General features: G+C 43.8%; 11 protein-coding genes. 10 read left to right on the top strand and 1 reads right to left on the bottom strand.

Annotated elements, in window-relative coordinates; genetic code table 11:
- Positions 1 to 100: 100 nt before the first annotated feature.
- The 4 genes from NBH14_RS18215 to NBH14_RS18200 all read left to right on the top strand — a co-directional run bounded on the left by NBH14_RS18215 (position 101) and on the right by NBH14_RS18200 (position 9,044).
- Positions 101 to 2,089: a DUF5054 domain-containing protein gene (locus NBH14_RS18215; RefSeq protein ID WP_186960437.1), complete on the top strand. Its 1,989-nt coding sequence runs from the start codon at positions 101 to 103 to the stop codon at positions 2,087 to 2,089.
- 83 nt (positions 2,090 to 2,172) lie between these two features.
- Positions 2,173 to 4,161, top strand: coding sequence for a DUF5054 domain-containing protein (locus tag NBH14_RS18210; RefSeq protein WP_186960438.1), 1,989 nt, complete (start codon positions 2,173 to 2,175; stop codon positions 4,159 to 4,161).
- Between the two features lie 75 nt (positions 4,162 to 4,236).
- A complete protein-coding gene (locus tag NBH14_RS18205) occupies positions 4,237 to 6,396 on the top strand; it encodes a glycoside hydrolase family 3 C-terminal domain-containing protein (RefSeq protein WP_186960439.1) in 2,160 nt (719 codons plus the stop codon).
- Positions 6,397 to 6,398: 2 nt separating this feature from the next.
- Positions 6,399 to 9,044 (top strand): glycoside hydrolase family 38 N-terminal domain-containing protein, encoded by a 2,646-nt coding sequence (locus NBH14_RS18200; protein ID WP_186960440.1) that lies wholly within the window; start codon positions 6,399 to 6,401, stop codon positions 9,042 to 9,044.
- Between the two features lie 46 nt (positions 9,045 to 9,090).
- Here the strand turns inward: NBH14_RS18200 and NBH14_RS18195 are convergent, their stop codons facing one another.
- Positions 9,091 to 9,981 (bottom strand): AraC family transcriptional regulator, encoded by an 891-nt coding sequence (locus NBH14_RS18195; RefSeq protein ID WP_128133603.1) that lies wholly within the window; start codon positions 9,979 to 9,981, stop codon positions 9,091 to 9,093.
- Positions 9,982 to 10,250: 269 nt separating this feature from the next.
- Between NBH14_RS18195 and NBH14_RS18190 the strand changes: the two genes are divergently transcribed.
- The 6 genes from NBH14_RS18190 (at position 10,251) to NBH14_RS18165 (ending at position 22,452) form a co-directional block, all read left to right on the top strand.
- Positions 10,251 to 10,814 carry an RNA polymerase sigma-70 factor gene (locus tag NBH14_RS18190; RefSeq protein WP_128133604.1) on the top strand — a complete coding sequence of 188 codons (564 nt, stop codon included), beginning with the start codon at positions 10,251 to 10,253 and terminating at the stop codon, positions 10,812 to 10,814.
- Between the two features lie 99 nt (positions 10,815 to 10,913).
- Positions 10,914 to 11,882, top strand: a complete 969-nt coding sequence (locus tag NBH14_RS18185) for a FecR family protein (RefSeq protein ID WP_186960441.1) — start codon at positions 10,914 to 10,916, stop codon at positions 11,880 to 11,882.
- 211 nt (positions 11,883 to 12,093) lie between these two features.
- The gene (locus NBH14_RS18180; RefSeq protein ID WP_186960442.1) at positions 12,094 to 15,579 is read left to right on the top strand and encodes a TonB-dependent receptor; all 3,486 of its coding nucleotides are present in this window, start codon (positions 12,094 to 12,096) and stop codon (positions 15,577 to 15,579) included.
- A gap of 18 nt (positions 15,580 to 15,597) precedes the next feature.
- On the top strand, positions 15,598 to 17,397 hold the full coding sequence (locus NBH14_RS18175) for a RagB/SusD family nutrient uptake outer membrane protein (RefSeq protein ID WP_250817701.1): 1,800 nt from the start codon (positions 15,598 to 15,600) through the stop codon (positions 17,395 to 17,397).
- Between the two features lie 171 nt (positions 17,398 to 17,568).
- On the top strand, positions 17,569 to 19,638 hold the full coding sequence (locus tag NBH14_RS18170; RefSeq protein ID WP_186960443.1) for a hypothetical protein: 2,070 nt from the start codon (positions 17,569 to 17,571) through the stop codon (positions 19,636 to 19,638).
- 531 nt (positions 19,639 to 20,169) lie between these two features.
- Positions 20,170 to 22,452 carry a hypothetical protein gene (locus NBH14_RS18165; RefSeq protein WP_186960444.1) on the top strand — a complete coding sequence of 761 codons (2,283 nt, stop codon included), beginning with the start codon at positions 20,170 to 20,172 and terminating at the stop codon, positions 22,450 to 22,452.
- The last annotated feature ends 5 nt before the right edge of the window (positions 22,453 to 22,457 follow it).

Raw genomic sequence — 22,457 nt, 5'->3', positions numbered from 1 at the left:
AAAACAAGCAGTTATTTGCTATTTTTCATAGTGATGGCTGCTTTTATACTTTGTTGCTTGAAATGGAAATATTCATACCATAAAACACAAATCTATAGATATGAAGCGAATTATATTATCTCTCTTGATTGCATTGGGAGGCTTTTTTCAACTTAGAGGACAGGATGCAAACACCTCTGTTGAGAAAGTGTACGTGGTGTTTAAAACCCATTTGGATGTCGGTTTTACCGATTTGAGCTCCGTGGTTACCCAACAGTATATAACGGAATTTATACCGAAAGCATTGGATGTGTCGGAAAAGCTACGGGCTGAGAATGCAAATGAAAAGTATGTTTGGACAACGGGGGCATGGCTGATCTGGAAATATCTCCATACAGCATCTCCTCAGGAAGTGGAACACCTGGATGCAGCTATCCGGCGTGGGGATATTGTTTGGAACTCGGTTCCTTATACATTCGAATCAGAGTCGATGAACCTGGATTTGTTTGAAACCTGTTTGTTATTGTCGCATAGGTTGGATGAGAAATACGGAAAGAAAACGATTGCGGCTAAAATGACGGACGTACCGGGGCATACACGTAGCATTGTCTCCCCGATGAACCGTGCCGGTATCCGTCTTTTGCATGTGGGGGTAAATCCGGCTAGTCCGATTCCTGCTGTACCTGAATTTTGCCGTTGGAGGGATACGGATGGAAGCGAACTGATTTTGGTTTATCAACAGGATTATGGTTCTGAAAGTATTCTTCCTGGTGGAAAATCGGTCATCTCTATCAATTTTACCAGCGATAATCACGGTCCTCACACCTATGGAGAGGTGAAGAAAATTTATGCCGATTTACAAAAACGATATCCCAATGCCCGTCTGGTTGCTTGCTCTTTCAATGAAATAACAGAAGAGCTGATAGCCATGCAAGACCAGTTGCCGGTTGTTACTTCCGAAATAGGGGATACCTGGATTTACGGCTATGGAAGTGCTCCGGTACGGATGGCGAAATTCAGGGCGTTGTCGGAACTCTATTCTAAATGGCTGCGTGAAAAGAAAATCGATAAGAACAGTGATGTGGCACTCGAATTTGCTTTGGAGTTGGGATTGATTGGCGAACATACGCAAGGGATTTATGTAAGGCCGGATCTTCCCGATTGGGATAAATTTGATGTGGATCAATTCGCATCAGCCCGTGCGACAGAACCTTTCCAAAAGATGGAGAAATCGTGGAAGGAATTGGATGATTACATTTACAGCTCGATCCAGTATCTGCCTCAAAATTTGCAGGAAGAGGCATTGGCTGAAATAAAGAAGATTGACCAGGTGGAAGTTCCTTCATTCTCGGAAAAAGCACAGCCGGTATCTGTAACCCCTTGGCATCCGGCATTGTTGAAGGGCGGGATGTTGAAGATAGAAGGTTTGTCCTATCAATTGTTTGACCACTATGATTTCGCTCGTTTTATAGACAAGTATATGCGGGATGGACAACTGTGGATTAATGATGTAATGGCTAAACCCGGTTTGGATAAAGCAAAAGCCGTAAGTGTATCTCTCACGGCGAAGGTGGTCAAACAAGAGGTGCGTAAAGAGAAACAAGGAGTACGTACAATTAGTGAACTCGTATTCCCCGAACGTCAGGACGTGGACCGTCGAGTATATCCCCAAAAGATGTATGTAGATGTGTTGGAATATAAGAACGGAAAAAAGGCAGAGGTCGCATTGACAATTAAAGATAAGCCTGCTGTCCGTTTACCGGAAGCTTATTGGCTGTCTTTTAATACGGATGGCATTCTTTCAATCGTTGCCGAAAAGCTTGGCGAACGTGTGGATCTGTTAGATGTGGTAGCAGAAGGAAATCGCCAGCAGCACGGGATCGATCATTATGTGGATCTGGTAACTACCAAGGGTACCATCCGCGTATGGAGCGAAACCGCTTTTTTAGTAAATGTGGGAGAGGCCAAAGGCATCAACTATTCGTTAGAATATCCGGATAAACAAGAGGGAATCCATTTCAACCTGAGCAACAATCTTTGGAACACCAATTTCTGTTATTGGAATGAAGGTTCGTTGACGTATCGTTTTAAGATCGAACGGATAGATTGAAAAGTGCCGTTTTTCCTAAAAACGTGAAGGTGGAGCCTGCTTTTATATTTGTAAATAGAAATAAAAAACAAATTTATATATATATGAAACGAATTGTATTATTTCTCCTGATTGCGTTGGGAGGATTTTTTCAACTCAAAGGACAGGAAGTAAATACCTCTGTCGAGAGAGTGTATGTTGTTTTCAAAACACATTTGGATGTCGGTTTTACCGATTTGAGTTCCGTGGTAACCCAACGTTATATAACGGAATTTATACCGAAAGCATTGGACGTGTCGGAAAAGCTACGTGCAGAGAATGCTAGTGAAAAATATGTTTGGACAACAGGGGCGTGGCTGATCTGGAAATATCTCCATACGGCATCACCCCAGGATGTGAAACGCCTGGAAGCTGCTATCCGGCGAGGAGATATCGTTTGGAATTCGGTTCCCTATACGGTCGAATCGGAATCGATGAACCTGGATTTGTTTGAAACCTGCCTGCTATTGTCGCATAAGCTGGATGAAAAATACGGAAAGAAAACGATTGCTGCTAAAATGACGGATGTGCCTGGACATACACGCAGTATTGTGGCCCCGATGAGCCGTGCCGGTATCCGTTTCCTGCATATAGGCGTGAATCCGGCTTGCCCGATTCCTTCTGTACCGGAGTTTTGCCGTTGGAGGGATACGGATGGCAGTGAACTGATTTTGGTTTATCAGCAGGATTATGGCTCTGAGAATGTACTACCGGATGGAAAATCGGTAATCTCGATCAATTTTACCGGAGACAATCACGGTCCTCACTCCTATGAAAAGGTGAAGGCTATTTATGCCGATTTACATAAACGCTATCCGAAGGCTCGTCTGATAGCCTGCTCTTTCAATGAAATAGCGGAGGAACTGATCGCCATGCAGGATCAGTTGCCGGTTGTTACTTCCGAGATAGGGGATACCTGGATTTACGGCTATGGAAGTGCCCCGGTGCGGATGGCGAAATTCAGGGCGTTGTCGGAACTCTATTCCCGGTGGTTGCGTGAAAAGAAAATAGATAAAAACAGTGATGCAGCACTCGATTTTGCATTGGAGCTGGGATTGATAGCCGAACATACGCAGGGGGTCGATGTGAAAACCCACCTTCAGAATTGGGACAAGTATGATATGGATCTTTTCCTTCCGGCACGCTCTACCGCGCCTTTCCAAAAGGCGGAGGCATCGTGGAAAGAATTGGATGACTATATTTATAACGCGATCCAGTATCTGCCTCAAAATTTGCAAGATGAGGCATTGGCTGAAATGAAAAAGATTGACCGGGTGGAAGCTCCTTCGTTCACGAAGAAAGCGAAAGCGACCTCTTCTACTCCTTGGCAGGCATCGGTTTTGAAAAACGGTGCGTTGAAGATCGAAGGATTGTCTTACCAGATGTGTGATGCCAATGATTATAAAAACTATCTGGACAACTACTTGCGTGCTCATTACGGATGGGCTTTGGCAGATATAGGCAAGCCGGGACTGGATAAATCGAAAGCCGTAAGCGTTTCTCTTCCCGCGCAGACTATCAAACAGGAGATCCGTAAAGATAAAAAAGGGATACGGACAGTCAGCGAACTTGTTTTCCCGGAGCATTCGGGTGTCGACCGGCGGGTATATCCGGAGAAGATGTATGTGGACGTATTGGAGTATAAGAACGGGAAAAAGGCAGAAGTTGCATTGACTATCCAAGGGAAACCCGCTGTCCGTTTGCCGGAAGCCTATTGGTTGTCTTTCAATACGGATGATATCCTTTCCATCGTGGCGGAAAAAGTCGGTGGGTGTGTCGATTTATTTGATGTGGTGGAAAAGGGGAATCGCCAGCAGCACGGAATCGACCGTTATGTGGATCTGGTGACTTCATCCGGAACTGTCCGTATATGGAGTGAAGCCGCTTTTCTTGTCAATGTAGGCGAAGCAAAGGGGATAAACTACTCATTGAAATATCCAGCCAAAGAGGGAGGCATTCATTTTAATCTGAGTAATAATCTTTGGAATACAAATTTCTGCATGTGGAACGAGGGCTCGTTGACCTATCGTTTCACAATCGAACAAATCGATTGATAATTGTCTTGTACTAGCTCCACCTGTTCCTTTTCGTTGAGGAACGTGTGGAGTTAATTGAAAATATATAAACTTATGAAACTTGTAAAGAGGATAGAAATACTTTTTTTGTGTGTGATAAGTAGTTTAACCGGTTTTTCTCAAACGAAACCTGTTTATCAGGATGCAACCCGGCCGATGGAAGAACGTATCGAGGATGCTTTATCCCGTATGACGGTAGAGGAGAAGGTGAGACTGTTGCATGCTAATGGCGGATATCGTTCTTGGGGTGTTCCCCGTTTGGGAATACCGGATAATAACCCCACGGACGGACCGGTCGGATTGCGTCCGGAAATGGAGTGGAGCAACTGGAACAATGCCCATGCAAACAACGATTCCTGTACGGCTTTCCCTTCTACGATTTGCTTGGCTGCGACTTGGAATCCGGAAATGGGGGTATTGTTTGGCAAGGCATATAGCGAGGAAGCGTTATACCGGAACAAGAATATCATCTTGGGGCCGGGCGTGAATATTTTCCGTACGCCGATGAATGGCCGGAATTTCGAGTATATGGGAGAAGATCCTTATCTGGCTTCCAAGATGGGCGTTTCCTATATCCAGGGCGTTCAGTCGAACCATGTGGCTGCCTGTGTGAAGCATTTTGCGGTGAATAATCAGGAAACCAATCGCAATAGCATCAATACGCTTGTCGATGAAAGAGCGTTGCATGAAATCTATCTGCCTGCATTTAAGGCGGCGGTTCAGGAAGGAAAAGTCTGGACGGTGATGGGGGCTTACAACCAGTATAATGGGCAGCATTGTTGTCATAACAAATATCTGTTGGAGGACATTCTTCGTAAGGAATGGGGGTTTGATGGCGTGCTGTTGTCTGATTTTGGTGGGACGCATAATACGGAGGAAGCCATTTTCAATGGGTTGGATCTGGAGTATGGGACACGTTTGGGTTCTGCCGAAGCGTTTAACAAGTATTATTTGGCCGATCCTTATCTGAAACTGATCCGTGAGGGGAAAGTGGGAGAGAAGGAGCTGAATGAGAAGGTCAGACGTATCCTGCGCATGATGTACCGGACCAATATGTCGGCCGACCGTCCTTGGGGATCGTTGGCTTCGGCAGAGCATATCGAGGCGGCCCGTCGGATAGCCGAAGAGGGAATTGTCTTGTTGCAGAATAAAAAGAATATGCTTCCGTTAAATCCGGCGAACTTGAAGAAGATACTGGTTGTTGGCGAGAATGCCGTTCGGACAACTGCCAATGGCGGTGGTTCGTCTGAAGTGCAGGCTAAATATGAAGTAGTACCCTTGGAAGGTATTCGTAATTGGGTGGGCCGGCAAACGGAAATTGTGTATCAAGCTGGTTATTCTTCCCGGAAAGGGGTGTCGGCAGACAGTTTGAAGAGGGAAGCCGTTCAGGCGGCCAAAGAGGCTGATGCGGTCGTGTTTATAGGTGGTCTGGCGAAAGAGGAAGGATTGGATAGCGAAGGGGCTGACCGGAAATCGTATGAACTTCCTTATGGTCAAAATGACTTGATATCGGCATTGGCCGACGCTAATCCGAGGTTGGTGGCCGTAATGATTAGCGGGAATGCCTATGCAATGCCTTGGCTCAAGGAGGTACCGGCTATTCTTCAGGCTTGGTACGGTGGAACGGAGAGTGGTAATGCTATCGCTTCGGTTCTTTTTGGAAAGACGAATCCTTCCGGTAAATTACCCTTTACTTTCCCGGCTCGTTTGGAAGATAATGCCGCTCATGCTATGGGGGCTTATCCCGGGGATGGAAAGACGGTCGAGTATAAAGAGGGTATTTGGGTCGGTTATCGGTGGACTGAAAAAGAAAAGATCCAACCGCTTTTCGCGTTTGGCCATGGGTTGAGCTATACAACGTTCAAGTATGGGAAAATATCTCTAAGCAAGGAGGTTATGAATGAGTCTGACCAGCTGGTCGTGACAATTCCTGTGACCAATACCGGTTCTTGTGAGGGAGCGGAAACCGTTCAATTGTATATCAACGATCAAAAGGCATCCTTGCCTCGTCCGGTAAAAGAATTGAAAGGGTTTCGGAAAGTCAGGTTAACACCCGGTGAAACTTGTAATGTCTCTTTTGTCGTGGATAAGGAATCGTTGAGCTATTATGATCCGGTAAAACATGGCTGGGTGGCTGAACCGGGGAAATTCCAGGCATTGGTCGGTTCGGCTTCGGATGATATAAAAGCTAAAGTTATCTTTGAATTGAAATAGATATGAATGTAAAAAGCACATACGTAATGTTGTGTTGTATGCTTCCTTTTTGGGTGAAAAGTCAGCCAATGGAAGAATATAATACAAAGGTAAGAGAGGTCATTGTGATTTGTAAGACCCATTTTGATATTGGTTACACGCATCGGGTGAATGATGTGGTCAATTATTATCAGACAGAGATGATTGACAGGGCCTTTAAAGTGATGGATGCTTCCGGTGATTTGCCGAAAGAACAGCAATTTGCCTGGACACTTCCCGGGTGGGTTTTGTCAAAGACGATGGAGGATTGGAAGGGGCAAACCCCGGAACGCAGGCAAAAACTGGATAATAAACTAAAGTCCGGGCAGATTGTGCCTCATGCATTACCATTTACCATGATCTCTGATTTTTGTGGTCTGGAAGAAATGGCACGTGGATTGAATTTTTCATCGGCTTTATGTCGTAAATATAATTTGCCGTTATCCTATTCCGGCAAGATGACGGATGAACCTTCACACACGGGAGCCTTGGCGACAGTATTGGCTCATGCGGGTGTAAAGTTTTTACATATCGGCTGTAACTGGCCCAGCGGATTTGTGAAAACGCCGGGATTGTTCTGGTGGGAGGGACCAGACGGTTCAAGGGTCTTGACCTTGTATTCGGCCAGTTACGGAACAAACTGTGCAGTGTGTCCTAAAGGATGGCAAGGACCGAATGATCCGATGATGGGAGTAAACCTGATGCCGGCAAAAGATTGGCCTTATGCGGTTTGGCCGGCTATCTTGGTGACAGGTGATAACTCGGGACCTCCTACGGCAGAACGGATTAAAGAACTGTTTCAGGAGATAAAAGAGAAAATGCCGGATGTGAATGTGCATATGGGAACGATGGATGACTTTTATGAAGCCCTAATGAAAGATAATCCGCAATTGCCTGTCGTTAAATCCGCCATGCCGGATACATGGATACACGGTATAATGAGTGATCCGGGAGGAGTCCGTTTGTCGCGGGAAGTGCATCCGCTTATCAGTTCGGCTGAAGTATTGAATACTCAATTGGGTGTTTGGGGTGTTCCGGTTGCTTCAATGTCGAAAGATATTGCAACGGCTTATGAGAAAATGGCGTTGTATGGGGAGCATACGTGGGGCGGCTCAAAATCAGTGAAGGCTTATGGCGAGGCTTTCGAAAAGTTACCTGCAGATGAATATAAGGATCTCGAAGCATCCTGGGAGGATAAGACCGGGTATATTCGTGATGCGTCGGATATCGTTCAGGGAATAACCCAGTCGAACCTGTATTCTTTAGCAACGAATGTTACATGTAAAAAGAATTCTTTTGTCGTGTATAATCCGTTACCGTGGAAACGTTCGGGAGTGGTAGAAATAGATGGTAGGAAAATATATGTGAAGAACATCCCTTCCAGCGGTTATCAGGTTATTCCTGTAAAATCAATGGATAAGGGAGGGCATGAGCAATCGGGAAATTCGATAGAGAATGATTATTATAAAATAACTTTTGATCCTGCAAAAGGTTGTATAGTTTCTTTGTTTGATAAAAAGACGGGTCGGGAATGGGTTGACAAAAAGGCTGATCTTGGTTTCGGACAATATCTGAATGAACGATTTACATTTGAGCAGGCATTGGATTATACCCTGGCTTATCAGCAGGGACGTGCGGGGGATTGGCCTCATCCGGGAATACACAAGCCCGGAATGATATCGGAAAAAGAGGTCCCTTATCGTGCTGCGTCTCCGAAAGATGGTAATCTGAAAATATCGGGGGATAGTTATGTCCAAATGGCAGAATTATTGATGCCGTCAGATAAATCCCGTCATCTTCCGGCTTCTATACTTCGTATATCTTTATATAAAGATCAGCCTTACATGGATATGGAAGTTGTTATACAGGGAAAAGAAAAAGATAACTGGCCGGAGGCGGATTGGCTTTGTTTGCCTTTCCGGATCGATCGTCCGGAATTCAATGTGTACCGGCAGTTAGGTGTGATGAATCCGGCAACCGATATTCTTCCGGGAGCAAATCACCATTTATATACAGCAGAACATGGTCTAACCATTACCGGTACGGATGGAGCCGGTATTGCCGTATGTCCGCTAGATCATCCGTTGATCAGTTTGGGTGTTCCCGGATGCTGGAAATGTTCAGACGATTACGTACCGGAACAGCCGGTTGTTTATCTTAATTTATATAATAATCAGTGGAATACTAATTTTCGCTATTGGTATCCCGGCACGTGGAGTTCACGTGTTCGTATCTGGACGGTTGAAAAAGGCACTACTCCGGAAGAAAGATCCCGATTGTTTATGACTTCGGCATTGGAAGCACGTAATCCGTTACAAGCTATACTTGTAAAGGAAAAGAGAGGAAATCTGCCTGCTGTTCAATCGGGACTGGAAGTATCTCGCCCGGGAGTGACTGTCACTGCTTTTGGTGCGGATCCGGACGGGAATACTGGAACGTTGTTACGCGTTTGGGAACAGGCCGGAGTTTCGGGGAAACTGATGATAACATTGCCAAAAGGAATGAATACTTCAGTGGCAGTACCGGTAAATTTACGTGGGGAAAAGAAAGGAGAACCTATTCCCGTTAAATCCGGAAAGTTTGAATTGGAATTGGGTGCTTATGCGCCAGCCAGTTTTATATTGGAATAATGTATCTGCGGCAGAGGCGGTTTTGTAACAGTCCATGCCAATAGTTTTACAGCCTGAAATTCTGCCTCCTGAACTCCAACGGCGAAAGCCCCATTACATTGGAGAATGTGCGGGAGAAATATTGGGACTCTTTAAAACCGAGCTTGTGAGCGATCTGATTCACCTTCATATCTGTCTGGATCAGTAACTTGCAGGCTTTGTTTATTTTCATACGTGTGAAATAATCCATAGGGGAGTGGCCTGTCTCCTTAACGAATTTGCGGTAGAAGTATGATTCCGAATATCCGCAGAAATTAGCGAAATCGGCCAGCTTGAGGTTGTTTTCGATATTATCGTTCATGAAATGTACGACACGGTTCATCACATTTTCAGAATACTCTTTTGGGCGGAAGTTATTCCGGTAGACATCGATGAACAGGAAAGAACCCAGGAAATGGGCAAAACACAGATTGGCGTAATGCATATGATCCATAGAGGTACTTTCGTTCAGCGTAAAGAAAATCTCCTCAAACAGGTCGAGCCGTTCTTCAATGCGTGACTGGGCGGAAGGAGAGACCGTCGTCGGCTTATCGAAACGGCTGGAGAAAAGAGGGGCTTTGCTTCCCCGGAAATGAATCCAGTAGATCGTCCAGGGACTGGTCTCATCGGCTCCGTAAGCATGCGGGATATTCCGGGGCAGGATAATGAACTGGTTAGCCTCCAGATTTTGCCGTTTCCCGTACAACTCTATCCAGCCGCATCCTTCCTTACAATAGATGAAAAGAAACTCATCGCACCCGGTTGGTCGGTTGATATAATGATGGGAAGCCCTTGAGAAGTATCCCATCGAATAAAGATACAAGTCACCTGTCAGTGGACTATCTTCCATCAGATTGATCATCGGGATAGGAAGATAGATGAAACGTTCACCGGAAAATCCTAGTTCTACTTTTGCCATTTTTCATGTATTTCGCTATTCACAGTATAAAATAAGCAATAATAATCCACAAATAAGACAAGATTTTGCTATTTTTTATAGGTTGGTAGGACTTTATATTTGTAACTTACTTAAAGTGTGGCCTACAATAAGGGGAGATCGTATTAGGCGACACTAAAGTAAATCCGATCCGGAAAGGGATATGGAATAGGAGTGATGCAATGTTTTTATGCTAAGAGCGTGTAGCAGGACAGATTTTGTTTATCTTTATCATTTGTTAGTGTATTATTATGAAGGAGAGCACCGAGATACAAACGTTTAACCATCTGTTTACTAATTACAAAGGACGGTTTACCCACTTTGCGAGGACGTATGTGGATGATGAAATGACGGCGGAAGATATTGCTGTCGAGAGTTTAATGTATTACTGGGAAAACAGGAAGACATTGGATGATCATTCGAATATTCTGGCTTATATCCTGACGGTAGTTAAACACAAATGTCTGGATCATTTGCGCAGGATGCGTACCCGGGAGGATTTTGTAGAATACCTGCAGGAATATGAAACCCGCAGGCTGAATTTACGTATTGCTACCCTGGAAGCTTGCAATCCGGAAAGGATATTTTCCGACGAACTCCAGAGTCTTGTCGACAAGGCGCTGGCTTCACTTCCCGAACAGACACGTGATGTTTTTATCAGAAGCCGTTACAATAATCAAAGTCATAAAGAAATTGCCGAAGCGTTGGGTATCTCTACAAAAACAGTCGAGTTTCATATCACCAAGGCTTTGAAAGTATTGCGTGTCGCCTTGAAAGATTACCTGCCCGTATTTTTGTATTTACTGATGAAATAAAAGACTAATCAGGTTTATTTGAAGTATTCTGCAAAATAAATCACTTTTCCACTAGGGATATCTTCCTGCTAAACGCTTAATAAATAGAAAGGCGAAAAAATGGAGAAAAAAACATTATATAGATATTTTGAAGGTATAGCTTCCCGTGAAGAAGAGGAGGCTGTTTATCACTGGTTGGATACTACTCCTGCCAATGAGAAGGAATTGCTTAGGGAACGTGAGTTTTTTGATGCAATGATTCTGGCAGGAAGTGCTGAAGACGTTAAAGGAAAGGAGGAAGGGGAACAGAAACGGAAACGGAAACGTTCCGGATTCCGGATACATTCTTTCGCGCGTGAAATGTTGAAGGTGGCTGCTGTGGTAGTCATAACGGTTGCTTGCGGGCTGTATTTTCATTTGGCAGATAAGAAGGAGTTGTTGTCGGTGATGAACACAATCTCTGTACCCATCGGACAGCGAGTGAATCTGAAGTTGCCGGACGGTACTTTGGTCTGGCTGAATGCTTGTTCCGAGATCGTCTATCCGGCCGTTTTTTCCAGTGGAAAACGAGAAGTACGGTTGAACGGGGAGGCCTATTTTGAAGTCACACATAATGTGGAAAATCCGTTTGTTGTCCGGACAGAAAAGTGTGATATAGAAGTGTTGGGAACGAAGTTTAACGTGGAAGCTTATGCCGGTTCGGGGGATTTTTCTACAGCCTTGATGGAAGGCTCGGTGAAAGTGACGGGTAACGGCAAGTCATCCCGTTCAGTTCTTCTGAAGCCCGATCAGGAAGTCCGTTTAAAGGGTGGACGGCTGGCGGTTTCATCCATTAGCGATTATGATCATTTCCGTTGGCGCGAAGGATTGGTTTGTTTTAAGGATGTTGCATTTAATGAACTGATGACACGGTTCGAAAAATGTTACGGTATACAGATCATCGTGGAAAATAAGCATCTGAAAGAATACACGTGTAGTGGCAAATTCCGTATATCGGACGGGGTAGACAATGCGCTTCGTATTTTGCAGCGGGATGCACGGTATACGTTTGAAAGGAACGAAGACAACTCTATTATCTATATAAAATAAGTCTAATTAAAATGGAATAGCCTATGGAATAAAAAGAAAGTAGCATTAACCTTAAAAAATGCCGACAAGTGCCCCACACTCATCGGCATCTAATTAACACAATTAATAAATAACTGTATTAACATACTACAATTACAAAGATATGAATAAAAAATTCTTATCGTGGGCTTTTTATGACAAAACCCAACGATGTAAACACTTTTTCAGAATCATGAAGATAACCACTTTATTTTTATTCGTGTTGATCTTCTGTCTACATGCAGAAAATACAAATTCTCAGAATGTCAGGGTTACTATAAAAAAGAGTAATGCGGAACTTGAAAATATTCTGAGCGATATTGAAAAACAAACGGATTACTTCTTTGTGTATAACAAATATGTAAACGTAAACCGCAAGGTCTCTCTCAATCTGAACAAACGTCCGTTGGAGGAGGTTCTGGACCAGCTATTCAATGGTACAGAGGTGAAGTATACGGTGGATGGAGCTTATATTATTTTATCACCACGACAAGGGGGTGGAGATGCTGTTGCAGGAGTAGCCCAGCAAAGTCGAAGAATTACGGGAAATGTAAAAGATGCAACCGGAGAATCTGTTATTGGAGCGAATATAATCGAAGTAGGAACTACCAATGGAGTCGTAACAGATATTGATGGTGCTTTCAGCATTAATGTGCAAGAAGGTGCGACTCTTCAAATTTCATATATCGGGTATTTGTCCCAAGAGATAAAGATAGGGAAAGATACTCAGTTAAATATTATTCTTCGAGAAGATAATCAAACTTTAGAAGAGATTGTTGTAGTTGGTTATGGAACACAAAAGAAAGCGCATTTGACTGGTGCGGTAGATGTGGTCAGTTCGAAAGATATGGAAAATCGTCCGGTAACCAGTGCAAGCTCTTTATTACAGGGGCAAGTTTCCAGTATTACATTCAGTACTCCGAATGGTGGAAATACGCCGGGGGCAACACCAACATTGCAGATACGTGGTCAGGCTGCATTATCAGGGACGACTCCTCCGTTAGTCGTAATTGATGGAATTCCATCGGAAATGAATGATTTTAATGCTTTGAATCCGACGGATATAGAAAGTGTCTCTGTCTTGAAAGATGCCGCTGCTGCCGCTGTATATGGAGCGCGTGCTCCGTATGGAGTGTTAATGGTGACAACAAAAATGGGACGTAGGAATGAAAAAGTGTCTGTTAATTATTCCGGTAATTATGGTATCGTTTCTCCGACTCGTATGCCTAAGATGGCTGATTCGTATACATTCGCCCTAATGAAAAACCAGGCTATGCTGAATACCCGTTATCCGGCTCATTTTTCTGATGAAAAGCTGGATTTGATTTTGGATAACATTAATAATCCGGGCAAATATACATCTTATGATTTGAATCCGGGTGAAGGTAATACCTGGGGGTGGGGTAATAACTCGTATGAAAATAATGATTATATCGATATCTGGATGCGTTCATCATTCCGTCATCAGCATGATTTGTCTGTAAAGGGAGGTGGTGAAAAAACATCATTCTTTGTTTCTGCCGGATATGTGTATCAGCCAGGTGTTTTTGAGTTTGTAGAAGATATTGATAACTATTCTCGTTTTAATGTGAATGGTGGGATAGAAACAGATGTGACGGATTGGTTTAAACTAACTTATCGTTCACGTTATTCATATTCAGCCATGAAGGAACCTTGTTTTGAGTACAACTGGGGACGGCAGGCTGTCTATGATTTTGCCTATGGGGCATGGCCTGTAACGCCTGTTAAGAATCCGGATGGTTATTATAATGAAGGGAATAGAATAGGTACAGGACTGGGAGCCGGAAATAGACGTGATCTGCAGCATCGGGTTGATAATATTTTGGCATTTGATATTAATCCGACCAAAAACTGGACAATCCATGTCGATGGAACATGGCGTATGTATTTTCAGGATTATCAAACACATAGAAAACCTGTTTATGGAGCACGTCCATCGGGAGATATGTTTCTATTTGGAGGTACGGAATCTTCTTTGGCTAAACAAACTGGTATGAACCAATATTGGACGATACAGGGATATACTGCCTATGAACAGAAAATAAAAGACCATACTTTCCGGTTGCAGATAGGTGCCCAGGTAGAAGAACAATCTTATCGCGAATTGTCTGGTACCGCTCAGGAGTTGTTTGTTCCGGATTTAGATGCTGTAGCGATAGCTCAAGGACAAAGAACTTTTAATGACAAAATAAATGATTGGGCAGTAGCCGGATTCTTTGGACGACTGAACTATAATTATAAAGAACGCTATCTATTGGAGTTGAACGGACGCTATGATGGTTCCGGACGATATTCCAGTGGTAATCGCTGGGGATTTTTCCCGTCAGTATCTGTCGGTTGGAATATGAGCGAAGAAACTTTCTGGCAAAATATCAAACCGGTAGTGAATGCTTCAAAATTGAAAGCATCATATGGAACATTGGGTAATCAGGGAAATTCAGCCGGATATATACATATTCCTACCATGGAAGTGGGTGATCAGGCGAATTGGATTATCGATGGTAAACGTTATCCATACGTGAAAACTCCGGCTATTCTGAATATGTTGAGAACATGGGAAAAGATTACAACACTGAATGTTGGGTTAGAGCTTAAATTCTTAGATAACAGGCTGTCTGCCGAAGTTGATTATTTCAATAGAAAATCATGGGATATAATTGGACCGGCAACTCCGAAGGCGGCAGTGTTGGGAACAAGTGCTCCTGAAATAAATAATGCAGAGTTTGTGACAAAAGGTTGGGATTTGCAGGCAACATGGCGTGATATGATTAATTCTGACTGGGATTATAGTATTGGAGTAACTCTGTCGGATGCAAAGAGCAAGATTACAAAATATAATACGAAATCAAATTCTTTTGGGCAGAATTCTGACGGTAGTGAGAAATGGTATGTTGGTAAAGAATTTGGCGAGATCTGGGGATATAAGGCGGATCGTCTCCTGACTAAAGATGATTTTGATGCGGATGGTAAACTGAAAATAGATCAGAGCCAGATTAATGCGAATTGGTTCCCGGGAGATGTGAAGTATGAAGATTTGGATGGAGACGGAAAGATAACAACAGGTAATAGTACGGTAGAAGAACCTGGAGATTTACGTAAAATAGGAAATTCAACTCCGAGGTATCGTTTTGGACTGAACCTTGCAACTGGTTATAATTTCAGAAAAGCCGGACGTCTGGATTTGTCGCTGTTCTTTGAAGGCGTTGCTAAAAGAGATCTGTTTATGGGCAGTACTTATTTTTACTGGGGATCTAGTGTCGGTAATTCTTATTCCGTATCCATTTATGAAGGAAAACATATGGATTTTTACAGGGATGAGACTTCTGCTCCCAGGTTATTGGAATATATGGGGATGAATACGGACGCCTATTTTCCAAGGCCTTATGATTCTTACGAAGGAGGAAAGAACTTCCAGACGAGCACGAAATATCTGGTAAATGGAGCGTATGTAAGGTTGAAGAATTTACAGATAGCCTATACTCTTCCTCGTGAGATTCTTCAGAAAGTACGAATGGCTAATTGCCGTGTGTATTTCTCCGGTGAAAACTTGTTTGTGTTATCGGCATTGCCTTCTTACATAGATCCTGAATTTGTTGGGGGAGGAAGAATGTATCCACAACAGGCTGTATATTCTTTTGGTGTTAATATAGGATTCTAATAGTAAAAGATTTAAGATATGAAAAAGATAAAATCAATAAATAAGATCGTAGGACGCTTATTATGCATTTCTACCGTGACGATGCTATTCTCTTCCTGTGAAAGTTTTCTGGATAGGGAACCATTGGACCAGGTTTCACAAGCAACTTTCTGGAAAACTCCGGAACAGTTGGATGCTTATATTATGGGAAAATACAGTTGGCTTCCCGGTGATTTTGGTGCATGGGGAATGGGATATTTAGTTCAAGACCAAAATTCAGATGACATGGTCGTGGGTCTCAATCACCCGGCTTGGATGAATGGAGAGAACAACACGACTCCGGTCAGTGGTGGTAATTGGAATTGGGGTGCCATTCGGGAGATAAATATGTTTTTCGACAATTATACGCTTTGTGAATCACCTTTTAGCTCGTATGAACAAACGTATGGTGAGGCTTGCTTTTTGAAAGCGTACAAATATCATGAATTGGTTCAGAATTTTGGGGATGTTCCTTGGTATTCGTCTGTGATTTCAGATACAGATGAGGAATTACTGAATAAAGCGCGTGATCCGAGGTCTTTGGTTGTGGATTCTATAATGGGTTTGATAGATCAGGCTGTTGATCACTTACAACTCCGGTCTGTAGTGGGAGTAAACAGACTCAATAAGGAAACAGCATTAATTTATAAATCCAGGGTTGCTTTGTTTGAAGCGACTTGGGCCAAATATCATGCGGGTACGCCTTCTGCTTCCGATGTAGATCCGGATACCTATTTCAAAAAGGCTATAGAAGCATATACGCAGTTTAAGCAACTATGCGGAGGATTTGAAGGCAAATTATATTCTACAGGTAATCCAGATACGGATTATTATAACTTGTTCAATCGTTTTGATTATGCGGATATTCAGGAAGTGACATTGAGTAAAAAATACTCCAGGGCATTAGGAATACCTAATAATTTGAATGTACAGGTTTGGTCTTATGGGTATTATAATTGTTCCTATACATTAGATCTCATACAGAGTTATTTATCTAAATCCGGACAATCTGTCGATATAACAAACTCTTCGGTTATACCGGGTAAGGGATGTGATTATCTTTTAAATTTGGCAAATACACTGGATCCAAGATACAGGCAGATTGTATTTACTCCTGGAGATCTTATTAATTCGGTAACAGCTGGTTTCATCGATTCTCTGTTTACTGTGCCTCAAATACATTTGTCGGAAGCAGCCAGAAATACAACAACTGGCTTTTCTCCTAAAAAATCGCATAATCCGGAAGGACCGATTATCAATCAGTCTGACCCTCTGGTTTCAGGTATAGGTTTTCGTGTTTCTGAATTATTATTGAATTATGTGGAAGCTTATGTTGAATTGCATGGAGCATTTCCTGACTTATCCGATAACATTGATCTGATTCGTAAACGTGTCGGTATGCCGACATTAACGGAGGTAAAACCTGTTGTTGAAAAATGGTGGCCTGATTATGGATACCCTATCTCTGATAACTTAGCAATAATCAGGCAGGAACGCCGGGTGGAATTAGCCGGAGAAGGTTTACGTTCAAATGATTGGAAAAGGTGGAGGGCTCATAAGCTGTTTGACGGAAAACGTCCGAGAGGTTTCCGTTTCGATCAATCTGATTATGATAAGATCGGGGTACAACCGAATGTACAACTCGATGAAGAAGGTTACATTGATCCGTATAAAGTGAGCTTGAATGGTGGAGGTTTCCATTTCAAACCTGAAAGAGATTATTTAAGCCCTATACCATTAAATGAGCTTTTGATAAATCCGAATTTGAAACAGAATCCTGGTTGGGATTCTCCAAAGTGATAGTTCTTAGAGCATAGTAGTTCGGGGAAAATTAGAGTCTTGATTTTCCCCGTTCTTTTATACCTGGATAACAAAAGTATATTTTGTGGATGGCAACGAACTCGAAAAGGAGGAATTAGATATAATGAGAAGAGTAGAAAAATGGTGTCGTAAACTATAAATGGAAATAGGATGAAAAAGAATTTAGTGATAGTATCAGGAGTTATCCTGTCTTTATTATCCGGAGGAATAACAGCTCAAACCCTTCCCGATGGATATAGTAAAAAACTAAAAGGTGCTAAAGTATCGGTTGTCGGTGATACCCTAATCGCCTCGACCGGGAAGATCGAACGTAAATGGTGTTGGAATAAAACCGGATTGAAAACAATCTCCATAAAAGACCTGTCGTTGAATCAAGAATGGGGAAAGGAGAGACCTGAGATTACTTGCGACTGGAATCTGCCGGGGGCTATCAATCCCAATTCGCAGGCAACCTTTGTGTCTTTGGAAGCGCGTAAGAGTGATGATGATGGCTTTATCAATCCCCATTTGGAATTGATAACCCATCTTCGCTATGATTCTGCCCGGCTGGAGATACAGCATGTTGTATGGGTTTTCCCGGATGCGCCGGGGATTCGTACGCAATTGCGTGTGAAGGCGATGGATGGTTTTAATCCGGAAGGTCTGCCGGAAAAGGAAACGACGCGGAATTATTTCGGGCATACCCTGTCGGTTCCCAGCGGTCAGACGGAATATGTACCGTTGGATTTCTCGGTCAAGAACGAACGCCTCTATTGGGGCTATTACAATAACCCGGGGTCACGCCACGACCAAAGTCGGGATATGCTGAAAGAGGAACGGGTAGTGGGTTATCCGGTCTTTCAGGACGAAGATATAAATTGGGCGAGTGGTGTCGGTGTCGATTACGACGGGAACGGTGTTTGTGTAGTGAAAGAATCCCATAAATGTGTCAATCAGCAAGGACATAATACCGGAAGTTTCTATGCCGGTCCGAAAGGGCTTTCGGTAACGGGATGGGGCTTGCAGCCGAAAGAGATCGTGACGGATCGTTTCCGTGAGTGTTGGGCGACGTGGACGATTGTCTATGAAGGTGGAAACGATGGTATGCAGCTTGCCTTGAAACGTTTCGACCGTGCCCGCTATCCGGTTTTTCCGGAGCGCGACATCATGATCATCAATGATACTTGGGGACCGGCCGATCCGGGTGGCGCGCAGTTCGCGAAAGAGGATTATCTACTGAAAGAAATACCTCTCTTGGCAGATTTGGGCGTAGACGTGTTGCGCATCGACGATGGTTGGCAGATCAATCCGTGGGGCGGTGAAAAGGAGGTCTTTCTTCCCAGCTATCCGGATCAATGGAAAAACATCAAGGCGGCTTGTGAAAAGAACAAGGTGGATCTGGGATTGTGGATCGCCATCCGACGTGCGAAGCAAAAAGACCTATTATGGAATCTGGAAGATGCGAATGTGGTGACTTGGAAAGTCGATTTCGACCATCTGAATAACCGGGAGGCTTTCGAGAACCGTTTTAAGAACATCCGTGAGATCATGAAGCGTCGTTGGATGAAAACACAGTTCTCTTTCTGTCCGGAATATGACGATCCCCGTTATGGCTGGTATTATGCGAAGGAATATGGCAGTATCTATTTCCAGAACATACAGGAGGCACTCCCCGAACATTTGATCATGGTGCCCTATCATGTGTTGCGTCAACATTGGCTGATGAGTAAATATTTTAACAGTAACAAGTTGCAGGTATTACTCCAAAATCCGAAGCGGGTCGATACACGGTATAGCGATGCCGACAAGCACGGGCATGGGTATTGTTTTGCCATGGGATTGCCGTTTATCCCGGTCTTTTTCCAGAGTGCACAATACTTGGACGAAGCTGGCCGTCAGGAGTTGAAGTCACTGATAGCTCTTTATAAGGAGCACCGCAAGGAGATGTTCGATTGTTATAGTTTCCCGATCGGGGAGACCCCGACGAATGAGGCTTGGGCCGGTTTCCAGTTTATCAATGACAAACAGGATGGTGGATACTTCTTGCTGTTCCGTGAGTTGCACAACCAGCAGCCAGCCCATGAAATCCGTTTGAAGTTTTTGGCAGGAAAGAAATTGGGCATAACAGATATTCGGACAGGAAAGACATTTACCAAACAGGTATCACCGGATGGCATGTTGGAGTTTGAAATCGGGAGTCCGGCAGACTATTCATACTTGAAGTATAAGGTATTAGAATAGAAGGGAGAGGAAAAGTTTTTTTAATATCTACAATATCTACAACTATGCTTTTAGGGGTATGAAAAACAAACTAGTTGTAGATGGTTGTAGATAGGAAAGTATCTACAATTATTTAGCTGTATCTACCACTGTATGTGGATATTTTATCTTTCTATTTTACTTTTGGGTGCGTTCTTGAAAAGCTATGGATAAAGGAATAAGGTAGTGAAAATAGTTTTCTGCCTAGGAAACTAAAGTTTTGTCAGCAGGAAACTTTAGTTTTCCAAGCGCAAAACAAAAGTTTCCTTAGGGGAAAACTACTTGGGCGTATGGTAGTAGGAGGACGGACTTGGTAGATGGAAGATGATTTGTTTTACAAAAAAATGGCTGAAAAGTGGCAAATAGTGGTAGATAATACGGAAATATGGTAGATGCTTTTTTATCTACAACTGTTTACAACTATATTATAAACAGTTTATTATGGTGATGATTGTAGATGTTGTAGATAAATGAATTAAATAATAGTTTGGATAAAATAGTAATGGAAGAGTTATGAGATCGTGTATTAATTTGATTTTGTTGGCAGGAATGAATGTCATGTTGGCCAACGCCCAATCTTTAAAACCGGTGTCCGGGGATATTATCCCGTTCATTAGTAGTTATGAGGGAACACAGGTGAAGAATAAAACCTCGTTATCTCTTCAAACGCAAGAGAATATACAGACAGGTAGCCATGCGGGTTGGAAAATGACTGTGCATAAGAAGTCTGTCCCCAACGAACCCGATGCAACCGACTATGAACTCACTTGGAAATTAGAAAAAGGCCATGCGGATGATATTGTCGTGGGGGTTGACTTTGCTTTCCGGGACTGGTCGGCCGACAATTATGTGTTTGTTCCCGCTATCGTCTATGATGGAAACCGTTTCGATGTCAAGAATATCGGCTATCCTCCTTACTGGTATGACAAGAGCGAGTGGCGGAAAGATATGCCGACGACGACCACGGTTCAGCCAACCTTGGGCAAGAAGGGAAGCGGTGCCGCCAAAATAGAGCTGACAACCGGGAATGCGTCCACCCCCTTGATGGCCTTTTATGCACCGGACAAGAAAAAGGCTTGGATGGTACAAACAACCCAAGGAAATAACAATGGCAACCACGGTTTGACGATTGCTGAAAATGACACAAAGACGGAAAGTGTCTTTACGATCACTTCGCCTGCCGTGCGTGAGAAACGGGCTGTTGGAGCCGGATTTGCTGCATCGGGGGATGAAGCGGCAGATTACAAACAAGGGGATACCGTCTCTATCCGTTTCCGGGTATATACCTTTCCGGCAAAGAGCTTGAACGATCTGTACCAACGTTTCTTGAAAGCACGGAAAGGATATAATCCGGTAAACCGTCGGGAGGATCTTCCGTTTAGCGAGGCTTGGAAACTGGTGAATAACCTGTATCAGACGGAGCGTTGGGATGAAGATATCGATATGTATTGGCTGAGTAAAGTTGGAGGTAATCCCAGTTGGAATTTTATCTGGCAACTGGGATGGGTCGGGGGTGGCCAGAATACCTTGCCGATCATGATGAAGGGAGGAGAACAAGGAAGAGAACGGTCGAAGAAGAATATAGAGGTGATTATTTCCAAAAGCCAGGCACGTTCGGGTTTGTTCAATGCCTACGGGAATGGGAAGGAGTTTGTCAGCTTCGGTTATGGATCTCCTTTAAAGAACAATGAATCGTTGGTTCGTTCGCAAGGCGACTGGTTGTATATGGCGCTTCGCCAGTTCGATTATTTGGAGTCGGAAGGGGAGGTTGTTCCGGCACACTGGAAGTCGGCTATGCAGAAACAGGCAGATGCGTTTACCCGGATGTGGGACCGCGAAGGACAGTTCGGGCATTTTGTAGATGTAGAGACCGGAGACATCTGTATCGGTAATTCAACGGCAGGCGCGATTGTTTGTGGCGGCCTGGCTTTGGCGTCGCAGAGGTATTCGAATCCGAAATACTTGGAAGTTGCCAAACAGGCAGGACATAAATACTATACCGATTATGTCCGGAAGGGATATACCACCGGAGGACCGGGCGAGATATTGTCTACACCGGATAGTGAGTCCGCCTTCGGGCTTTTTGAAGCTTACATGGCGCTTTATGAAGTGACCGGCGACAAGGAATGGCTCACCTATTGTTCGGAGTTATTGCCTATTTGCGCCAGCTGGACGGTCTCTTATGATTTCCGTTTCCCCTCTCAGTCTGAAATGGGTAAGATAGATGCCCGTTCGTGCGGCGCATTCTGGGCAAGTGTAGCTAATAAACACGGTGCTCCAGCGATTTGTACCTGGTCAGGCGATTGCCTGTTGAAATATTATCGGGCAACCGGCAACCGGTATGCGTTGGATTTGTTGACGGATATAGCCCACGGAACAACCCAATATATCAGCAGGGCAGATCGTCCTATCGGGAACATGCCTCCGGGAGGTTCTTGCGAACGTGTCAACCTGAGCGATTGGGAAGGAAAGGAGAATGTCGGTGGCAGCATCTTCGGCTCTTGCTCTTGGGTAGAGTGCGCGATGGCGTTGACGGTGACGGAAATCCCCGGTATCTATGTGCAACCGGATAAAGATGTATTGGCGGTATTCGACAATATCCAGGCAGAAAGAGTTAAATCGGAGAAAGGACGTTATGTGCTGAAACTGACGAACCCTACCCGTTTCCCGGCAGAGGTAACGATATTTAGTGAAACGGGTAAGGAAGCAAGGATACCCCTGTCCGGTTTCTTCGGAAAAGAAAAGCGAACAGTCTCTTTGTCTCCGGGGGAAGTGCAGGAGGTTGTGGTTTTGTAATAATA

Origin of the sequence: Parabacteroides caecihominis, from assembly GCF_023656785.1 — a bacterium.
In the GTDB taxonomy this organism is placed as follows: Bacteria; Bacteroidota; Bacteroidia; order Bacteroidales; family Tannerellaceae; genus Parabacteroides; species Parabacteroides segnis.
The sequence above is the reverse complement of the archived record's forward strand: the minus strand, read 5'-3'. Positions and strand labels throughout refer to the sequence as shown.